General features: G+C 75.0%; 13 protein-coding genes. 10 read left to right on the top strand and 3 right to left on the bottom strand.

What is annotated here, in order from left to right; translation table 11 throughout:
- Positions 1 to 3 precede the first annotated feature (3 nt).
- A complete protein-coding gene (locus O7599_RS30435; RefSeq protein WP_281618812.1) occupies positions 4 to 828 on the bottom strand; it encodes a PspA/IM30 family protein in 825 nt (274 codons plus the stop codon).
- Positions 829 to 1,146: 318 nt separating this feature from the next.
- Here O7599_RS30435 and O7599_RS30430 point away from each other — a divergent pair, with 318 nt between their 5' ends.
- Positions 1,147 to 1,698: a DUF3043 domain-containing protein gene (locus tag O7599_RS30430; protein ID WP_281623581.1), complete on the top strand. Its 552-nt coding sequence runs from the start codon at positions 1,147 to 1,149 to the stop codon at positions 1,696 to 1,698.
- 94 nt (positions 1,699 to 1,792) lie between these two features.
- Here the strand turns inward: O7599_RS30430 and O7599_RS30425 are convergent, their stop codons facing one another.
- Positions 1,793 to 2,008, bottom strand: coding sequence for a hypothetical protein (locus tag O7599_RS30425; protein WP_281618811.1), 216 nt, complete (start codon positions 2,006 to 2,008; stop codon positions 1,793 to 1,795).
- Positions 2,009 to 2,111: 103 nt separating this feature from the next.
- Between O7599_RS30425 and O7599_RS30420 the strand changes: the two genes are divergently transcribed.
- From O7599_RS30420 to sucB, 6 genes are all read left to right on the top strand, one after another.
- Positions 2,112 to 3,314 (top strand): bifunctional adenosylcobinamide kinase/adenosylcobinamide-phosphate guanylyltransferase, encoded by a 1,203-nt coding sequence (locus tag O7599_RS30420; RefSeq protein WP_281618810.1) that lies wholly within the window; start codon positions 2,112 to 2,114, stop codon positions 3,312 to 3,314.
- A 136-nt stretch (positions 3,315 to 3,450) separates the two neighbouring features.
- The gene (locus tag O7599_RS30415; RefSeq protein ID WP_281618809.1) at positions 3,451 to 4,533 is read left to right on the top strand and encodes a nicotinate-nucleotide--dimethylbenzimidazole phosphoribosyltransferase; all 1,083 of its coding nucleotides are present in this window, start codon (positions 3,451 to 3,453) and stop codon (positions 4,531 to 4,533) included.
- Positions 4,534 to 4,627: 94 nt separating this feature from the next.
- Positions 4,628 to 5,431 carry an adenosylcobinamide-GDP ribazoletransferase gene (locus O7599_RS30410; protein ID WP_281618808.1) on the top strand — a complete coding sequence of 268 codons (804 nt, stop codon included), beginning with the start codon at positions 4,628 to 4,630 and terminating at the stop codon, positions 5,429 to 5,431.
- A 364-nt stretch (positions 5,432 to 5,795) separates the two neighbouring features.
- Complete coding sequence (locus tag O7599_RS30405) at positions 5,796 to 7,382, top strand: leucyl aminopeptidase (protein WP_281618807.1); 1,587 nt, start codon at positions 5,796 to 5,798, stop codon at positions 7,380 to 7,382.
- Between the two features lie 188 nt (positions 7,383 to 7,570).
- Positions 7,571 to 8,959, top strand: coding sequence for a dihydrolipoyl dehydrogenase (gene lpdA, locus O7599_RS30400; protein WP_281618806.1), 1,389 nt, complete (start codon positions 7,571 to 7,573; stop codon positions 8,957 to 8,959).
- A 50-nt stretch (positions 8,960 to 9,009) separates the two neighbouring features.
- The gene (gene sucB, locus O7599_RS30395) at positions 9,010 to 10,842 is read left to right on the top strand and encodes a 2-oxoglutarate dehydrogenase, E2 component, dihydrolipoamide succinyltransferase (protein ID WP_281618805.1); all 1,833 of its coding nucleotides are present in this window, start codon (positions 9,010 to 9,012) and stop codon (positions 10,840 to 10,842) included.
- 93 nt (positions 10,843 to 10,935) lie between these two features.
- Here sucB and O7599_RS30390 read toward each other — a convergent pair whose 3' ends face one another.
- A complete protein-coding gene (locus O7599_RS30390) occupies positions 10,936 to 14,844 on the bottom strand; it encodes a DNA-binding protein (RefSeq protein ID WP_281618804.1) in 3,909 nt (1,302 codons plus the stop codon).
- Between the two features lie 197 nt (positions 14,845 to 15,041).
- Here O7599_RS30390 and O7599_RS30385 point away from each other — a divergent pair, with 197 nt between their 5' ends.
- From O7599_RS30385 to O7599_RS30375, 3 genes are all read left to right on the top strand, one after another.
- Positions 15,042 to 15,821 carry a hypothetical protein gene (locus O7599_RS30385; RefSeq protein ID WP_281618803.1) on the top strand — a complete coding sequence of 260 codons (780 nt, stop codon included), beginning with the start codon at positions 15,042 to 15,044 and terminating at the stop codon, positions 15,819 to 15,821.
- The gene (locus O7599_RS30380) at positions 15,814 to 17,211 is read left to right on the top strand and encodes a copper amine oxidase (RefSeq protein WP_281618802.1); all 1,398 of its coding nucleotides are present in this window, start codon (positions 15,814 to 15,816) and stop codon (positions 17,209 to 17,211) included. The genes O7599_RS30385 and O7599_RS30380 overlap by 8 nt, the downstream gene beginning before the upstream one ends.
- 123 nt (positions 17,212 to 17,334) lie before the next feature.
- Entirely contained in the window at positions 17,335 to 17,958 is a 624-nt protein-coding gene (locus O7599_RS30375; RefSeq protein ID WP_281618801.1) for a GntR family transcriptional regulator, read from the top strand.
- The last annotated feature ends 180 nt before the right edge of the window (positions 17,959 to 18,138 follow it).

The following is an 18,138-nucleotide window of genomic DNA, read 5'->3' as shown; positions in this document are numbered from 1 at the left end:
CGGTCACTGCTTGTCGAACCGCGGGGCGTCCTGAGGCGGCTGCGCCTGCGGCGGAGCCTGCTGCTGCGGAGGCGTCTGCGCGCCCTGCTGGCCGCCCTCGATCGCCTGCTGCTGCTCGGCGGGGCCGCCGGCCAGCTCGGCCTTCATGCGCTGGAGCTCCAGCTCGACGTCCGCGCCGCCGGAGAGCCGGTCGAGCTCGGCGGAGATGTCGTCCTTCGCCATGCCCGTCGGGTCGTCCAGCGCACCGGAGGCCAGCAGCTCGTCGATAGCGCCGGCACGGGCCTGCATCTGCGCCGTACGGTCCTCGGCCCGCTGCACGGCCAGGCCGACGTCGCCCATCTCCTCGGAGATGCCGGAGAAGGCCTCGCCGATCCGGGTCTGCGCCTGCGCCGCCGTGTACGTGGCCTTGATGGTCTCCTTCTTCGTCCGGAAGGCGTCCACCTTGGCCTGCAGCCGCTGGGCGGCGAGGGTGAGCTTCTCCTCCTCGCTCTGCAGCGTCTGGTGCTGCGCCTCCAGGTCGGTGACCTGCTGGTGCAGCGCCGCCTTGCGGGACAGCGCCTCGCGCGCCAGGTCCTCGCGGCCGAGGGCGAGGGCCTTGCGGCCCTGGTCCTCCAGCTTGGTGGACTGGTTCTGCAACTGGCCGAGCTGCAGCTCCAGGCGCTTGCGCGACGTCGCCACGTCGGCGACGCCCCGGCGCACCTTCTGGAGCAGCTCAAGCTGCTTCTGGTACGAGTAGTCGAGGGTCTCGCGCGGGTCCTCGGCCCGGTCCAGGGCCTTGTTGGCCTTCGCGCGGAAGATCATCCCCATCCGCTTCATGACACCGCTCATGGGCCTCGCGCGCCCCCTTCTGACGGACTTCAGCCTCGGCACATACTCTGCAGAACCCACAGTACGGGCCCTGCTTCCATTACCGCACTGCCTGGGCGCCAATGCGCTCCTCCTGCAGGACGAACCGCCGGGGGTCCGCCCTCCCGCCCAGGGAGTAGACGACCGTAGGGGCTCCCGGTTCGTGCGCCCCCACAATCAGTGACACGCACGCCGTTGCCGGATCGTTCCCCCTCGGTATGGGTCGTACACGCGACTGCCCCTATTCTTGGGCTTGTGTTCGGAAGCCGTTCCAGGGATGACCAGTCCGCCGAGCCCGAGGTGAGCGCGGTGGAGACGAAGCATGTGCGTCCGGCCGAGGCGCCCAAGGGCAGGCCCACGCCCAAGCGCAGCGACTCGCAGGCGCAGCGCCGCGCCATGGCCAAGACGCCGGTGACACGCAAGGAGGCGTCGAAACGCGCCCGGGAGGCGCGCCGGGCCGACATGGCCAGGCAGCGCGAGGCGCTGGCCTCGGGCAACGAGAAGTACCTGCCCGCGCGGGACAAGGGGCCGGTGCGCAAGTTCGTGCGGGACTACGTGGACTCGCGGTGGTGCGTGGCGGAGTTCTTCCTGCCGATGGCCATCGTCATCCTCATGCTCAGCATCACGCCGTCGGCGGGGCTGAAGAACATCTCGCTGCTGCTGTGGCTCTTCGTGATCGTCCTGATCGTCATCGACTCGGTCGCGATCGCCGTCCAGGTGAAGCGGCAGCTCAAGAAGCGCTTCCCGGACGAGAGCCACCGCGGCGCCAAGGCGTACGCGCTGATGCGCACCCTGCAGTTGCGCCGCATGCGGCTGCCGAAGCCGCAGGTGAAGCGGGGCGAGCGGCCCTGACGCGGGCGGGCGTACGGGGCGGGGCCGCCACGTACGCCCGGTGATCAGGACGCCGCCGCCCGGGTGACCGGGCCATTGCGCGCCCGTGGCGCCGCTAGGCGTCGTCTGCCGCTTCCAGGCTCATCGGGCCGTACACCTCGGCGCCGTCCTCCAGCAGCCTGACCTGCTCCACGCCGCCGTCCAGCAGTTCCTTCCAGACCTCGCCGATCCACGACTCGGCGTCCCCCTGGGTCGTGAAGTCCTCCGGCTCCACCGCCGGGGCCGCCTCCGTGCCGTCGGCCTTCTCGAACCGCCAGGTCCACGCTGCCATGACTGCCTCCGTCCCACGCCGGATAGTGCGCTCGCAGCGTAACCGAGAGCGCTGACGCCGACCCGCCCGGGCACGGGCCCGCCGCTCGCGAGACGATCGGGGCGTGGACCTCACCCTGCTCGGCACCGGTGCGCCCGCCGGGCTGCCGCGACCGGGCTGCCCCTGTGCGGCGTGCGCCGCCGCCGTCGGGCCCGGGGCGCGGGCGGCGACGTCGGTGCTCGTGGACGGCATCGTGCTGCTCGACCTCACGCCCGGCGCCGCGCTCGCCGCTGCGCGCGCCGGGCGGACCCTGTCCGGCGTGATACAGGTGCTGCTCAGCCACCCGCACGACGGCCCGGCCCTGGCGCCCCCGGCGGGCGTGCCGGCGCCGTCGCGGGCGCCGGAGGGGCAGGTCGTGACGCTGATCAGCGGGCACCGGGTGCGGGCCGTCGCGGTCGACTCCCCCGGCACCGGGTACGAGATCACCGGGCCCGGCGGCGGGCGGGTGCTGTATCTGCCGCCGGGCGCCGCGCCCGCCGGCCTCGACGGGCCGGTGGAGCCGTACCACCTGGTGCTGCTCGACGTCTGCGGCCGCCCCGACGCGCTCGCCAGGCTCCGCGCCCACGGCGCCGTCACCGCCGCCACCGACGTCGTCGCCGTCCACCTCGGCGGCCACTCCGGCGACGCCTCCGGGCCGACCCCGCCGCCAGGACCCGAGCTGCACCGCCGGCTCGCCGCCGCCGGGGCCAGGGCCGTACCGGACGGGCAGAGCCTCGTCGTCGGCTACGGCCCGGAGAGCCCCGTCGTGCCGCGGCGCACCCTGATCCTCGGCGGCGCCCGGTCCGGCAAGTCCGTGGAGGCGGAGCGGCGGCTCGCGGCGTTCCCCGAGGTCGAGTACGCGGCCACCGGGGGCACCCGCGACGGGGACGCCGAGTGGGCGGCGCGGGTCGCGGCCCACCGCGAGCGCCGGCCGGCGAGCTGGCGTACCACCGAGACCTGCGACCTGGTGCCGCTGCTCGCCGCGGACGGCGCGCCGCCGCTGCTGGTCGACTGCCTGTCGCTGTGGCTGACGGACGTCATGGACCGGGCGGGGGCGTGGGACGGCGGCGACGTACGGCCGCGGGTCGACGAGCTGGTCGCGGCGGTACGCGCCACCCGCCGCACCGTCGTCGCGGTCAGCAACGAGGTCGGCTCGGGCGTCGTCCCGGCCACCCCGGCGGGCCGGCTGTTCCGCGACGAGCTGGGCCGGCTGAACGCGGCGGTGGCGGCGGACTGCGAGCAGGTGCTGCTGGTGGTGGCGGGGCAGGTGCTGACCCTGCGGGGGTGAGCGACGCCGCGGCGCGGACCGGACACGGCCGTTCCGCACGGAGACGACCCGCCGGACCGCCCTCCCCCGTGCCCGCCCGGCGGCCAACCCCGGGGGCAGCGGAGCCGGCGGTGCGCCCGGCGGGTAACCTGCGCCCGTGAGCGGCCTGAATCTGGACGACTTCATCAACGACATCGACCGCCCCGACTCGTCCGTCCGGCGGAACGCCGAGAAGTGGCGGGCGATCCACGGCCCGCGCCCCGGCGCGCTCGGCCGCCTGGACGACCTCGGCGAGTGGCTGGCGACGGCGCAGGGCGGCGTGCCCGCCAAGCCGGTCGCGGAACCCCGCCTGGTGCTCTTCGCCGGCGACCACGGCGTCGCCGAGCTGGACGTGTCCGGCCGCGCCGCGGGCACCGCCGACGCGCTGGTCCGCGACGCGCTCGACGGCCGCAGCGCCTCGGCGATCCTCGCCCGCCGCTTCGGCGCCGGGCTGCGGGTGGTCGACATGGCGCTCGACTGCGACCCGGAGTCGCTGCCGAAGGAGGTCACCCGCCATCGCGTACGCCGCGGGTCCGGCCGTATCGACGTCGAGGACGCGCTCACCGTCGAGGAGGCCGAGGCGGCGTTCCGGGCCGGCATGGCGGTCGCGGACGAGGAGGCCGACTCCGGTACGGACCTGCTGCTCCTCGGCGACCTCAGCGTCGGCGGCACCACGGCGGCCGGCGCGATCATCGCCGCCCTGTGCGGCACCGACGCCTCCGTGGTCACCGGCCGCGGCGGCGCGGGCATCGACGACCTGGCCTGGATGCGCAAGTGCGCCGCGATCCGCGACGCGCTGCGCCGCACCCGGCCGGTGCTGGGCGACCAGTTGCAGTTGCTCGCCACGGTCGGCGGCGCGGACCTCACCGCGATGACGGGCTTCCTGCTCCAGGCGGCGGCGCGGCGCACCCCGGTCGTCCTCGACGGCGTCGTCTCGGCGGCGGCGGCACTGGTCGCCCAGCGGGTGGCGTTCCGGGCGCCCGACTGGTGGCTGGCCGGCCAGGCGAGCGGCGAGCCGGCGCAGGAGAAGGCGCTGGACCGGATCGCGATCGACCCACTGCTCGACCACGGCGTGACGACCGGCGAGGGCGCCGGCGCCCTGCTGGCCCTGCCGTTCCTGCAGGCGGCGGCGGACCTGTGGGCGGACCTGCCGGAGAACACGGCGGGACCGGCCGAGCACGCGGTTGACGACATCACCTGACCCCGCCGCCGGTGCGGGGCCCGACGGGCAACCGGAACCGCCTGGTCCTGGGAGTCCGCCGGACCCGGCCGGCCCCGCGGGGTCGTCCGGCCCCGTGGCGTCCTCCGGCTCCGCCGGACTCCGTGCCGCGCTGCGGTTCGCCTTCGGCACCCTCACCGTCCTGCCCGTGCGCGTGCACCGCTGGGACCGCGGTGCCGCCCGCGGGGGGATGCTCGCCGCGCCCGTCGTCGGGCTCGTGCTCGGCGGGCTCGCCGCCGGGGCCGGCGTGCTGCTGCTGCTCGCCGGGGGCGGGGCGGGGGTCGCCGCCGTGGGGACGGTCGCCGTGCCCGCCGTGCTGACCCGCGGGCTGCACCTCGACGGGCTCGCCGACACCGCCGACGGGCTGGGCAGCGGGCGGCCCGCCGCCGGGGCGCTGGCGGTCATGCGGCGCTCCGACATCGGCCCGTTCGGCGTGATCACGCTGCTGCTGGTGCTGCTCGGGCAGATCGCCGCGGTGTACGAGCTGTACGACGACGGCTCCCGGGCCCGCGCCGCGCTCGCCGTCACCGCCGCCGCCGTCGCCGCCCGCGCGGCCCTCGCCCTCGCCGCCCGCACCGGCGTCCCGCCGGCCCGCCCGGAGGGCCTGGGCGCCGCGGTGGCGGGGGTGCTGTCCGCCCGTACGGCCGTCGCCTGCGCGGCGCTGGCCACCGCCGTCCTCGCCGCGGCGGCCGGGCTCCTGGCCGGCCCGTACGCCGCGCTGCACACCGCGCTCGCGGTCGCCGCCGCGCTGGCCGCCGCCGAGCTGCTGCGGCTCCACTGCGTCCGCCGTCTCGGCGGGGTCACCGGCGACGTCTTCGGCGCGCTGGCCGAGACCGCCGCGACCGCCGCCCTGCTCGCCGCCGTCCTGGGCCCCGCCTAGCACCTGTCGCCCGTCCGCGGCCCCGCGTCCCCCACGCGCGCAGCGCTCCCCGCGGGGGACCCGGCACTCACCCCTCGCTGGTTTGTCGGGATCGGCCGCCCGCCGCCCCGCGGTCGCACGCACCGGCGACCGGCGGCACCGCCCACCCGCACCCCCGCACCGTGCGGGGAACCACCCCCCGGAGGGTGGACTCCGCGAGACCGGCGACGGGCCGCGGCACCCGCGGCGCCCCGCGGCGGGTCCCCGCCACCTGCCCGTACGCGGGGAAACCCGCCGTCAACCCCCCGCCCCCGGCGGGCGGCCTACCGCATACGATGCGGCGTACCCCTCCGAAACCCTCACCCGAGAATGGATTGCCACCACCGTGACTGCTCTCACTCTCAGTTCCTCGTCCGCCGCGGGTCTGCGCGCGGACGCCGTCGTCGTGGGTGTGGCCAAGGGCCCCAAGGGTCCCGTGCCGGCCCCCGGCGCGGAGGCGGTCGACGAGGCGTACGGCGGGAAGCTGGGCGCCGTACTGGACGCCCTCGGGGCGTCCGGCGGCGAGGGCGAGGTCACGAAGCTGCCCGCGCCCGAGGGCCTCAAGGCGTCCCTCGTCGTCGCCGTCGGCCTCGGCGCCGTGCCCGAGAAGGGGGTCGGCTACGACACGGAGACCCTGCGCCGCGCGGCGGGCGGCGCCGCCCGCGCGCTGGCCGGCGTGAAGAAGGCCGCGTTCGCGCTGCCGATGGACGTCGCCGACGACACCGCCGCCGTGGCGGAAGGCGCGCTGCTCGGCGCGTACGCCTTCCACACCTACCGCGACGGCCGCGCGGACACCGCTGCCGACGACGCCAAGGAGGCCAAGGGCGCGAAGAACGGCAAGGGCGCCAAGGGCAAGGCGAACGGCAACGGCGTGAAGGCCCCGCTCGCCGAGATCGCCCTCCTCGGCGGCAAGCGCGACAAGGCCCACCGCACCGCCGTCGAGCGCGCCGCCGTGCTCGCCGAGGAGGTCAACCGGGCCCGGGACCTGGTCAACACCCCCTCCAACGACCTCGACCCCACCGGCTTCGCCGCGCTCGCCCAGCAGGCCGGCAAGGAGCACGGCTTCAAGGTCGCGGTGACGGACGAGAAGGCGCTCGCCAAGGGCGGGTACGGCGGCCTCCTCGGCGTCGGCCAGGGCTCGCAGACCCCGCCGCGGCTGGTCCGGCTGGAGCACCGGCACCCGAAGGCGGAGCAGACGATCGCGCTGGTCGGCAAAGGCATCACGTACGACTCGGGCGGCATCTCGCTCAAGCCCGCCGGCCACAACGAGACGATGAAGTGCGACATGAGCGGCGCCGCGGCCGTGCTCTCCGCCGTCTCCGCCGCCGCCCGGCTGGAGCTGCCGGTGAACGTCACCGGCTGGCTGGCGCTCGCCGAGAACATGCCGTCCGGCTCCGCCACCCGCCCCGGCGACGTGCTGCGGATGTACAGCGGCAAGACCGTCGAGGTGCTGAACACCGACGCCGAGGGCCGGCTCGTCCTCGCCGACGCGCTGACGAGGGCCTCGGAGGAGAAGCCCGACTACATGATCGACGTGGCGACCCTCACGGGCGCCATGGTGCTGGCCCTGGGCAACCGCACCTTCGGGATCATGGCCAACGACGACGCCTTCCGGACCCGGATCCACATGCTCGCCGAGGCGGCGGGCGAGCAGTCCTGGCCCATGCCGATGCCGCCGGAGCTGAAGAAGGGCATGGAGTCGCCGATCGCCGACATCGCGAACATGGGCGAGCGGATGGGCGGCGGGCTGGTGGCCGGGCTCTTCCTGGAGGAGTTCGTCGGCGACGGCATCACGTGGGCGCACCTGGACATCGCGGGCCCCGCCTTCAACACCGCCGGCCCGTTCGGCTACACACCCAAGGGCGGCACCGGCTCGGCGGTGCGCACGCTGGTCGCCATCGCCGAGGAGGCGGCCCACGGGGACCTGGTCTGACGTGCACCGCAGCCCGCCGGCGACGGGTCTCCCGGCCGGCGGGGTGCGGCCCGCGTCCCCGCCTTCCGACGACAAGTGCGAAGATGGCTGATGGCAGGACAGGGCCTCAGTAGTAGAGCGGCCGACAAGGAGCCGCCGCCCGGCCGCACCATGGCCGGCCACCGGCGCACATGCATGGAGGACGTGACGTGGCGAACGACGCCAGCACCGTTTTCGACCTGGTGATCCTCGGAGGCGGCAGCGGTGGCTATGCCGCCGCCCTGCGAGGCGCTCAGCTTGGTCTCGACGTCGCCCTGATCGAGAAGGACAAGGTGGGCGGCACCTGCCTGCACCGCGGATGCATCCCGACGAAGGCGCTGCTGCACGCCGGGGAGCTCGCCGACCAGGCGCGCGAAGGCGCATCCTTCGGAGTGAACACCACGCTCGACGGCATCGACATGGCCGGCGTGCACAAGTACAAGGACGGCGTGGTCGCCGGCCTCTACAAGGGCCTGCAAGGACTGATCGCCTCCCGCAAGGTCACCGTTGTGGAGGGCGAGGGCCGGCTGTCCTCGCCGACGTCGGTGGACGTGAACGGCCGGCGGTACACCGGGCGGCACGTGCTGCTCGCCACCGGCTCGTACTCGAAGTCGCTGCCGGGCCTGGAGATCGACGGCGACCGCATCATCGCCTCGGAGCAGGCGCTGGTCCTCGACCGGGTGCCGAAGTCGGCGATCGTGCTGGGCGGCGGCGTCATCGGCGTGGAGTTCGCCTCCGCGTGGAAGTCCTTCGGCACCGACGTGACGATCATCGAGGGCCTGAAGCACCTGGTCCCCGCGGAGGACGAGAACAGCTCCAAGCTGCTGGAGCGCGCCTTCCGCAAGCGCGGCATCGGGTTCAACCTGGGCACCTTCTTCGAGAAGGCGGAGTACACCGCCGACGGCGTCAAGGTCACCCTCGCCGACGGCAAGGAGTTCGAGGCGGAGATCCTGCTGGTCGCGGTGGGCCGCGGCCCGGTCTCGGAGGGCCTTGGCTACGAGGAGCAGGGCGTGGCCATGGAGCGCGGGTTCGTCCTGACGGACGAGTACAAGCGCACGAACGTGCCCACGATCTCCGCCGTCGGCGACCTGACCCCGGTCCTCCAGCTCGCGCACGTCGGCTTCGCCGAGGGCATCCTGGTCGCGGAGCGACTGGCCGGCCTCGACGTGGTGCCGATCGACTACGACGGCGTGCCGCGGGTGACGTACTGCCACCCGGAGGTCGCGTCCGTCGGCGTGACGGAGGCGAAGGCGAAGGAGATCTACGGTGCCGACAAGGTTGTGGCGCTGAAGTACAACCTGGCGGGCAACGGCCGGAGCAAGATCCTCAAGACCACGGGCGAGATCAAGCTCGTCCAGGTGAAGGACGGCCCCGTGGTCGGCGTGCACATGATCGGCGACCGCATGGGCGAGCAGGTCGGTGAGGCGCAGCTCATCTACAACTGGGAGGCGCTGCCGGCCGAGGTGGCCCAGCTCATCCACGCGCACCCGACGCAGAACGAGGCACTCGGCGAAGCCCACCTGGCGCTGGCCGGCAAGCCGCTCCACGCTCACGACTGAGCGACGGACACGCCCACCAACCGCAAAGAACGTGAGGAGCAACCGAAACCATGGCGGTTTCCGTAACCCTGCCGGCGCTCGGCGAGAGCGTCACCGAGGGCACCGTCACGCGCTGGCTCAAGGCCGAGGGCGAGCGTGTCGAGGCCGACGAGCCGTTGCTTGAGGTCTCCACCGACAAGGTCGACACCGAGATCCCCTCCCCCGCCGCCGGAGTGCTGTCCTCCATCAAGGTGGCCGAGGACGAGACCGTCGAGATCGGCGCCGAGCTGGCCGTGATCGACGACGGCACCGGCGGCGCCGCGGCGGCACCCGCGCCGGCCGCCGAGCAGGCCGAGGCACCGGCGCCCGCGCCGGCCGCCGCACCGGCGCCGGAGCCCGCCCAGGCACCGGCGCCCGCGCAGGCTCCGGCGGAGGCCGCGCCCGCGCCCCAGCAGCCCGCCCCCGCGCAGGCCGCGGGCGGCGCCCAGGGCACCGACGTCACGCTGCCCGAGCTGGGCGAGTCGGTCACCGAAGGCACGGTGACCCGCTGGCTGAAGCAGGTCGGCGAGCAGGTCGAGGCCGACGAGCCGCTGCTGGAGATCTCCACCGACAAGGTCGACACCGAGATCCCCTCCCCGGCGTCCGGCACGCTGCTGGAGATCGTGGTCCAGGAGGACGAGACGGCGGAGGTCGGCGCCAAGCTGGCGGTCATCGGCAGCGGCGCCGCCGCCCCGGCGGCGGCCGCGGCGCCCGCCCCGGCCGCTCCGCAGGAGGCGGCCCCGGCCGCGCCGGCCCAGCAGCCGGCGGCAGCGGCGCCCGCCCCGGCCGCCGCGCCCGCCGCTCCGGCTCCTGCCCCGGCTCCGGCACAGCCCGCCCCGCCGGCGCAGCCGGCCCGTCCCGCCCCGGCCGCTCCGGCTCCCGCCGCCGCGGCTCCGGCGCCCGCCCCGACGGCGCCCGCCGCCGAGGGCGCGTACGTCACCCCCCTGGTGCGCAAGCTCGCCGCCGAGTCCGGCGTCGACCTGACCACCGTGAAGGGCTCCGGCGTCGGCGGCCGTATCCGCAAGCAGGACGTCGTCGCCGCCGCCGAGCAGGCCGCCCGCGCCGCCGCCTCCGCCCCGGCCGCCGCCCCCGCGGCGCCGTCGGCGGGCCGGCCCGCGGCGCCCGTGCTGGAGGCGTCGCCACTGCGCGGCCAGACCGTGAAGATGCCGCGCATCCGCAAGCTCATCGGCGACAACATGATGCGCGCCCTGCACGACCAGGCCCAGTTGTCCACCGTGGTCGAGGTGGACGTCACCCGCATCATGCGGATGCGGGCACGGGCCAAGGACGCGTTCGCGCAGCGCGAGGGCGTGAAGCTCTCGCCGATGCCGTTCTTCGTCAAGGCCGCCGTCCAGGCGCTGAAGGCACACCCGGTCGTCAACGCCCGTATCAACGAGGACGAGGGCACGATCAGCTACTTCGACACCGAGAACGTCGGTATCGCGGTGGACACGGAGAAGGGCCTGATGACCCCGGTCATCAAGGGCGCGGGCGACCTCAACATCGCGGGCATCGCCAGGAAGACGGCGGAGCTGGCGGACAAGGTCCGCAACAACAAGATCACCCCGGACGAGGTGTCGGGCGCGACCTTCACCATCAGCAACACCGGCTCGCGCGGCGCCCTGTTCGACACGATCATCGTGCCGCCGAACCAGGTCGCCATCCTGGGCCTCGGCGCCACCGTCAAGCGCCCGCAGGTCGTCGACCACCCGGACCTGGGCGAGACGATCGCCGTGCGGCACATGACGTATCTGACGCTCTCCTACGACCACCGCCTGGTGGACGGCGCCGACGCCGCCCGCTACCTGGGGGCGGTCAAGGGCCTGCTGGAGGCGGGCGAGTTCGAGAGCGAGATCGGCCTGTGAGGCGAGCGGTCCGCTAGCCGTACGACCCGGCCGCGCCCCCGCGCCGAGCAGCAGCTCGGGCGGGGGCGCGGCGGCGTTTCGGGCCGGGCCCGCTCAGCAGGTGTCCCGGTACGCCGTTCCCGGCAGGTACGCCTCCCAGTCCGCGCGCGACAGACCCCCGCCCGCGCGGGCGCACACCGCCTGCCGCGCCCGCTCCGGATCCGCCGGGTACGCGCGTGGCGAGGTGTGCCGGCCGACCGCGTAGACCTCGCTGCCGTCGGGGCTGAAGGACACCGCCAGCAGTTCGTCGCCGGCCGTGGGCAGACTGCCGCCCAGCGACTGGTTCGACGCGGTGTCCCACAGCCGCAGCGTCCCCGAGTGCCCCGCGACCGCCAGCGTGCGGCCGTCCGGCGAGAACGCCAGCGCCGTCGCCGGTTCCGCGGCGCCCGTCTGCATCCCCCGGTACGTACCGGGCAGGACCCCGAGGCGGCGCCGGCCCTCGCCGTCCCACAGCGTGACCCGGCCGGAGTCGTCGCCCGCGGCGAGGAAGCGGCCGTCCGGGCTGAACTCCACGGAGCGCACGCCGTCCTGCGCCAGCGGGCGCGGCGTGACCCGGCCGCCGCGCAGCGCGACGAGCTGGTCGTCGCCGGTGGCCAGCAGCCTGCCGGCGGGGTGCAGGGCCAGCGGGTCGCCGCCGGTGTCGCGCAGCCGGCGCACGCGCTCGCCGCGCGCGACGTCCCACACCTCCAGGGACTCCCGGTCGGGTATGCGCGAGAGGATCAGCTTGCCGCCCGCCCCGAAGGCGAGGCTGTTCAGCGGGTTGACCCGCGACGGGTCCGGGGTGACGTCCATGGTCCGCACCATCCGCCCGGTCCGGGTGTCCCACACCCGCACGCGCTCCGGCTCGTCGCCCATGACGCTCGGCAGCGCGTACGCCAGCCGCCGGCCGTCGGGGCTGAACGCCATCAGCGGAATGCAGAAGTCGGCGACGGGATCCAGCCCCCGCGGCACCCGGCACGGCAGCGGCGGCGGCGCCTGCGGCGTCCGGCCGCCGCGCATGTCGCGCACCTCGAACACGCCGCGCGCCCCCGAGCGGCGGGCGGTGACCAGCTTGCCGCCGTCCGGGCTGAACACCGCGCCCTCCAGCCGCCGCTCGTGCCAGCCGGGGCCGGCGATGCCGTCCAGCCGCACGGTGCGGACGACGTGCCCGGACAGCCCGCTGAGGTACCGCAGCTCCCCGTTGCCCGGCGTCACGCGCAGCTCCGTGGCGTACTCGCTGACCAGCGGGTGGCGCAGCACCGGCGCCGAGACGTCGGCCGTGCGCCAGACGATCAGCTCGTCCGGGCCCACGGCGGCGACCAGCGAGCCGTCGCGGCTGAACTGGATCTCCGACAGCCCCTCGCGCTCCACCTCCAGCCGCTTCCGGCCGGTCGCCACGTCCAGCACGCGGAAGCCGGAGTCGTTCATGACGACGATCCCGCGGCTGTCGGGCGTGAACTCCAGCGCCGTCGTGTCGCCGCCGCAGGCGTCGCGGGCCTCGGGGTACGCGCGCAGCATGCGCTGCCGCTCGCCCGTGCGCCACACCTCGGGCGGGCCGCTGGACGGGCACACGACGACGAGGCGGTCGTCGGGGCTGACGCTGCTGAACCAGCCGGTGTCCCCGGTGCCCGTCTCGTAGGAGAAGAGCTTCTCGCGGGTGCGTACGTCGTAGAGCGCGAGGTGCGTCCGCTCGCCGTCGAAGGACCAGGTGTGCGACAGGTACGTCCGGCCGCTGGGGCCGAACCAGCCGGTGGTGCCCGGTATGTCACCGCCGCCCGGGCGCAGCCGCACGCCGCCGTCCCCCTGCGCGACCGCGAGGGTGCGGCCGTCGGGGGAGAGCTGGAAGTCGGACTCGTCGGCCGGGTGGCCGAGGCCGGGACCGGAGTCGAGCCGGCGGTGGGTGGCGACGTCCCAGCGCTCGACGCGGTCCCTGCCGACGCTGGTGACCGTGCGGCCGTCGGCGTCGAGGAAGCGCTGCGCGCGGGGCTCGCCGGACTGCGGGAGGGCGAACGAGTCGGACTCGCGCTGGTGCAGCGCGCCGAGCAGGGCGCCGCGGGTCTCCGGGGTGTCGGCGAGCCGCCAGGCGGCGACGCTGAGCTGCATGGCCCGTACGGGATCGGTGAACCGCAGGCTTCCGGCGACGGCCGCGACGCGGCGGGCCTCGGCGCGGCGGTGCTCGGCGTCGGCGGCGCGGTCCTGCTGCCAGGCGAAGGAACCGGCGACCAGGGCGAGCACGAGCAGGGCCACGAGCGTGGTGAGCAGCCCGCGAAAGCGCCGCCGCTCCCGGCCGCGGGCGGCGGTGCTGGCGGCGAGGAACGCGGCCTCGCGGCCGGTCAGCTCCTGCGGCCTGCCGGCGAACAACTCCTCGGCCTGGGCGAGCCGGCTCCCCCGGTAGAGGGCCCCGGGATCGCGGTCCAGCTCCTCCCAGCCGTGCGCGGCCTCGGTGAGCCGCCGCAGCGCGCGCATGCGCTCGCGGTCCTCCTCGATCCAGCCGTGCAGCCGCGGCCAGGCGGTGAGGAGGGCCTCGTGGGCGAGGTCGACGACGTCGTCGTCGAGGGTCAGCAGCCGGGCCTCGACGAGCCGTTCGAGCACGTGCCCGACGTCGGCGGAGCCGGAGGGCGGGTTGTGGGAGGGATTCCCCGCGCCCGCGCCATCTGCGGCCGGCCTCCCCGATGTGATCTCCGCCAGCTCCGCCCGCGGTGCCGGACGGCGGGTGTCCTGGGAGCCCTCGCCCGGCGAGACCAGGCGGAGCAGTGCGCGGCGGGCGGCCTGTTGCCGGTCCGGCGTCAGTTCGCCGTAGACCCGCTCCGCCGTGCCGGCGATCGCGCCGCGGACGCCTCCCGCCGCCTCGTACGCCTCCTCCGTCAGCGCGCGGCCCCGCCGCCGGTGCCAGGTCTCCAGCAGGACGTGCGACATCAGCGGCAGCGCGCCCGGCTCGCCGTCGACGTCCTTGAGGATGCGCGCCGTCAGCGCCCGCTCCACGATCAGGCCCTCCGCCGCCGCGGGCTTGACCACCGCCTCGCGCAGCTCCGCCGGCGACATGGGGCCGACGAGCAACTGGGCGTCGCGCAGCGCCTCGGTCAGCGCGCGGTGTTCGGCGCAGCGGCCGTAGAAGTCGGCGCGGACGGCGATGACCACCCGCAGGCGGCGCGCGGGGTCGCGGGCGGCGACGAGGCGGTCGACGAAGGCGGCGCGCTCCTCGGGGTCCTGGCAGAGGGTGAAGACCTCCTCGAACTGGTCGACGAGGAGGTACGTGTCGCCCTCGGCGGAGGCCGCGTCGAGCACGTCGGCGTGCGTGCGCAGGGGGTGCTCGCCGGGCGTGAGGATGCGCAGCGCGGCGGGCGGCGGGCAGACCGGCTCCGCACTCGGCTCCCCCGGATCCGCTCCCGGCCCGCCGGCGTCCGCTCCCCGTTCGCCGACATCCGCTCCCCGTTCGCCGGCCTCCGCTGCCGGCTCCCCGGGGTCCCGTCCGTCCCCCTCCCCCGCCGCACCCCGCACGCCCCCCGCCTGCAGCGCCGGTACGAGCCCCGCGCGCAGCAGCGACGACTTCCCGCTGCCCGACGGGCCGAAGACGGCCGCGAAGCGGCGCGCGCTCACCAGCTCCACGAGGTCCGCCGTGAGCCGGTCGCGGCCGAAGAACCGGTCGCGGTCGCCCGGTTCGAAGCGCGCGAGACCGCGGTACGGCGGCGCCGCGTCGCTCTGCTGCAGCGGCTCTTCCGCCTCCTCCGCCGCCGCCTGCCGCCAGCGCCACTCCCACTCGCCCGGATCGCCGCCGCAGCCCTCCGCGTACGCCAGCGCCACCGGCAGCGACGGCAGCCGGTCGCCGGCGGCGGCCTGCGACAGCGCCGTCACCGAGTACGGCCCGCGCGCGGCGAGCTGCCGGTAGGTCGGTCCTCCTGCTTCGGCCCGCAGCTTGCGCAGCTCGTACGCGAAGCGCTGGACCGGGCCCGCGGACGGATCCACGGGCTTCTCCCGCCGCCCCATGGGCGGACCCCCTCGTTCCCCTGCTCCCCCAGGTCGTCCCCCACGATAAACCGCGCCACCGACGCCGCCCGACGCCCCCGCGCGATTGTTCAGAACGGCTGGAACGGGGTGCTGAACAACGGTCCGAGCGATCTAATCGGTCGAGACCGAACAAAACGAAGGGACTTCCCATGAGCACATCGGGGGGAGGCCGCCGCATGCGACAGCGCATCGTGTGGGGGGCGTTGACGGCCGTCGCGGGCACCGCGGCCGCCGTCGTCGTGGCCGTGCCGCTCGGCGCGTCCGGCGACGACCGACAGGAGGGGGACCCGGGGACGTCCGCGTCCTCGCCGGCGCCGGGCGCGCTGGGGACACCGGGCACCGGGGGGCCGGGCACCGCGCCGCTGCCGGAAGGGAAGACCGGCTCGGGCAGCGACCCGCTGACGCCGGACGAGGAGCGGCGCGCGGAGGAGCTGGCGCTCGCGGGGGACCGGGCGCTGCGTACGGAGAGCGAGGGCGTCCGGGGCCGCGAGGGTGTGCCGCAGCTCGTCAACACCGACCTCGCCGACACGTCGGTGAGCCGGGGCGACGACCGGATCGCCGAGGTGTACTTCTACGACTACGCGCGGGACACGCTCGTCCAGAAGAGCGTCAACCTCACCAGCGACGAGGTCGTGGACACCGTCGAGTCCACCGGCGCCCAGCCCCCGCCGGCCGCGCCGGAGGCGGAGGCCGCCGCCGACCTGCTGGTGGACAGCCCCGTCGGGGCCGGCCTGCGGCAGGACTACGAGGCGGCGACCGGCGAAGAGCTCACCGGCGCGCGGCAGTTGCAGGTCCAGGGGATGACGTACACGGCACGGCCGGGCGACTCCGGCGGCCTGGAGCAGTGCGGGGAGCACCGCTGCGTGCGGCTCTTCACCCGGGTCAAGGACGGCCCGTGGATCGACACCCGCGACTTCGTCATCGACCTGAGCGAGCGGAAGGTGCACCATGCGTAACGCCACGACCCACGGGCCGGACGCGCCGGAGGCCGGCTCGCACGCCGGCCCGGAGGCGCCCGCCGACGGCCGGCGGGCAGGCGCCTTCTGGCGCCGCCCCGCGACCTGGCGCGGGGGCGCCGTCGCCGCCCTCGTCCTGCTGCTCCCGGCCGCCGCCCCGGCGGCGCTGCCCTCCGCCGGCGCCGCGACGCCGCACGCGCCGCAGGCGGCGGCGCCGGACTGCAGCGAGGAGTACCGGATCACGCACAAGCTGCCCAACGGCACCGAGTGGCAGATGTGCTACCGCAACAACGACTACGCGGGCCTGGTCCTGGAAGACATCTCGTACAAGCCGAAGGGCGCGAACAACGCCGTCCCGGTGCTCAACAGCGCCCGCCTCGGCCAGATACACGTGCCCTACGACGACGGCGACATCGAGTACTACGACGTCACCGAGATCGCCCTCGGCTCCGCACCCGTGTCGCTGAAGGAGAAGGACTGCCCCGGCGGCACCCGCCGCCCGGTCAAGGTCGGCCGCGAGACGTACGACGCGGTCTGCGTCACCCAGCAGCCGCGCGGCTTCGCGCACTTCGGCAACAGCATGGACGTCGGCGAGGAGAACGGCCGCAACGACAGCGCGCAGGGCGACGACCTCGTCGTCTACACGATCCACTCGGCGGGTTACTACTACTACATCACCCAGTGGAACTTCTCCGACGACGGCACCATCACCGCCAAGGAGGGCGCCACCGGCAACCTCTCCCCCGGTGACTTCGACGCCTCCGACAAGCAGGGCTGGCCGATCGGCAAGGAGTCGCGCGACCGCGCGACCAGCCACCAGCACAACGTCTTCTGGCGGCTGGACTTCCAGACGGACAGCTCCCGCCCGGCCAAGATCCAGCAGTACGACACGAAGCGCTCCGGCACCGGCTCCGGGGGCTACCCGGCGCAGGAGACGACCCGCAAGAACGTCACCAAGGAGACCGCGGGCAACTCCGACCAGCACCGCTGGTGGCGCGTGAGCGGCACGGCGGGGAAGAACGGCGACGGGCACACGCGCTCCTGGGAGCTGGTGCACAGCAACAGCGCGCGCTACACGGGGCGCAAGTTCACGAGCAAGGACGTGTGGTTCACGCAGTACAAGAAGTGCGAGAAGTTCCCGAACCACAACCGTGAGTTCGACCAGAACTGCGCGAAGGACATCGTGGCCGCCAACAACGGCGAGCAGCTCAAGCACCCGATCGTCTGGGTGAACGTGGGCTTCCACCACATCGCCCGCGACGAGGACCAGACGCCGATGCCGGTGCACTGGCAGGGCTTCCAGCTCTCGCCGCGCGACGTGACGGACATGAGCCCCCTCACCCCGGACCGGCTGCGCAAGCCGCAGTACAACGGCGATCCCTTCGACTGAGCGGGCGGCGCCCCGCCCGACGTACACCCCGCGGCGTCCCCGTCCGGATACGGTCCGGGCGGGGGCGCCGTATTCTCGTCTGCACCCCCGCGCGTCCGCGTGAGCGATCCCGAGGAGATGCCGATGCCCCCTTCCGTCATCCACCCGTCGCTGCGCGAGCAGATCCGCGAGCACATCGTGGAGGGCGTCGTCAGCGGCCGGTGGAAGCCGGGCGAGCGGATCGTGGAACGGCGCATCGCGGTCGAGCTGGAGGTCAGCCAGACGCCGGTGCGCGAGGCGCTGCGCGAGCTGGAGAGCCTGCGGCTGATCGAGTCGGCGCCGAACAAGGGCGTACGGGTCCGCGACCTGACAGCGGCGGACCTGGAGGAGATCTATCCGGTACGGGCCGGCCTCGAGCAGATCGCGGCGGAGCTGGCGGCGCCGCGGCTGGCGGCGGACGTCTCGGCGCTGGAGCCGCACGTGGCGGCGCTGCGGGAGGCGGACGCGAAGGGCGACGGCGGGGCGCAGGTCAGGCACACGGTGGCGTTCCACCGGGAGCTGGTCAGGGCCTCGGGCAACAGCGTGCTGCTGCACACGTGGGAGTCGCTGGGCATCGAGATCTACACGTCGCTGGCGATCCGCTGGCTGGGCACGCGCCAGCAGTCGTACGCGGAGGAGCACGCGGACATCGTGGCGGCCTTCCGCCGCCGCGACCCGGCGATCGCGGACCTGGTAAAAGCCCACGTCCTGGGCTGCGCCCCGGCGTAACGGGGGCGTCGCCCCCGCCCCCCACCGGGGCTAGGCCCCGGCCCCCGAGCACCACCCCGGTACCCGGGGGTCGCCACCCCGGCGCCCCCACCCCGGCCCCGGGTCGTCCTGACGGGCCTGCGGCAGGCACTCCGTGCAGGGGGAGGTGGCACGGCATGCCTACTTTCGGCGTCCGGGCTG

This window comes from Streptomyces sp. WMMC500, assembly GCF_027497195.1.
Taxonomy (GTDB): Bacteria; Actinomycetota; Actinomycetes; order Streptomycetales; family Streptomycetaceae; genus Streptomyces.
The sequence above is the reverse complement of the archived record's forward strand: the minus strand, read 5'-3'. Positions and strand labels throughout refer to the sequence as shown.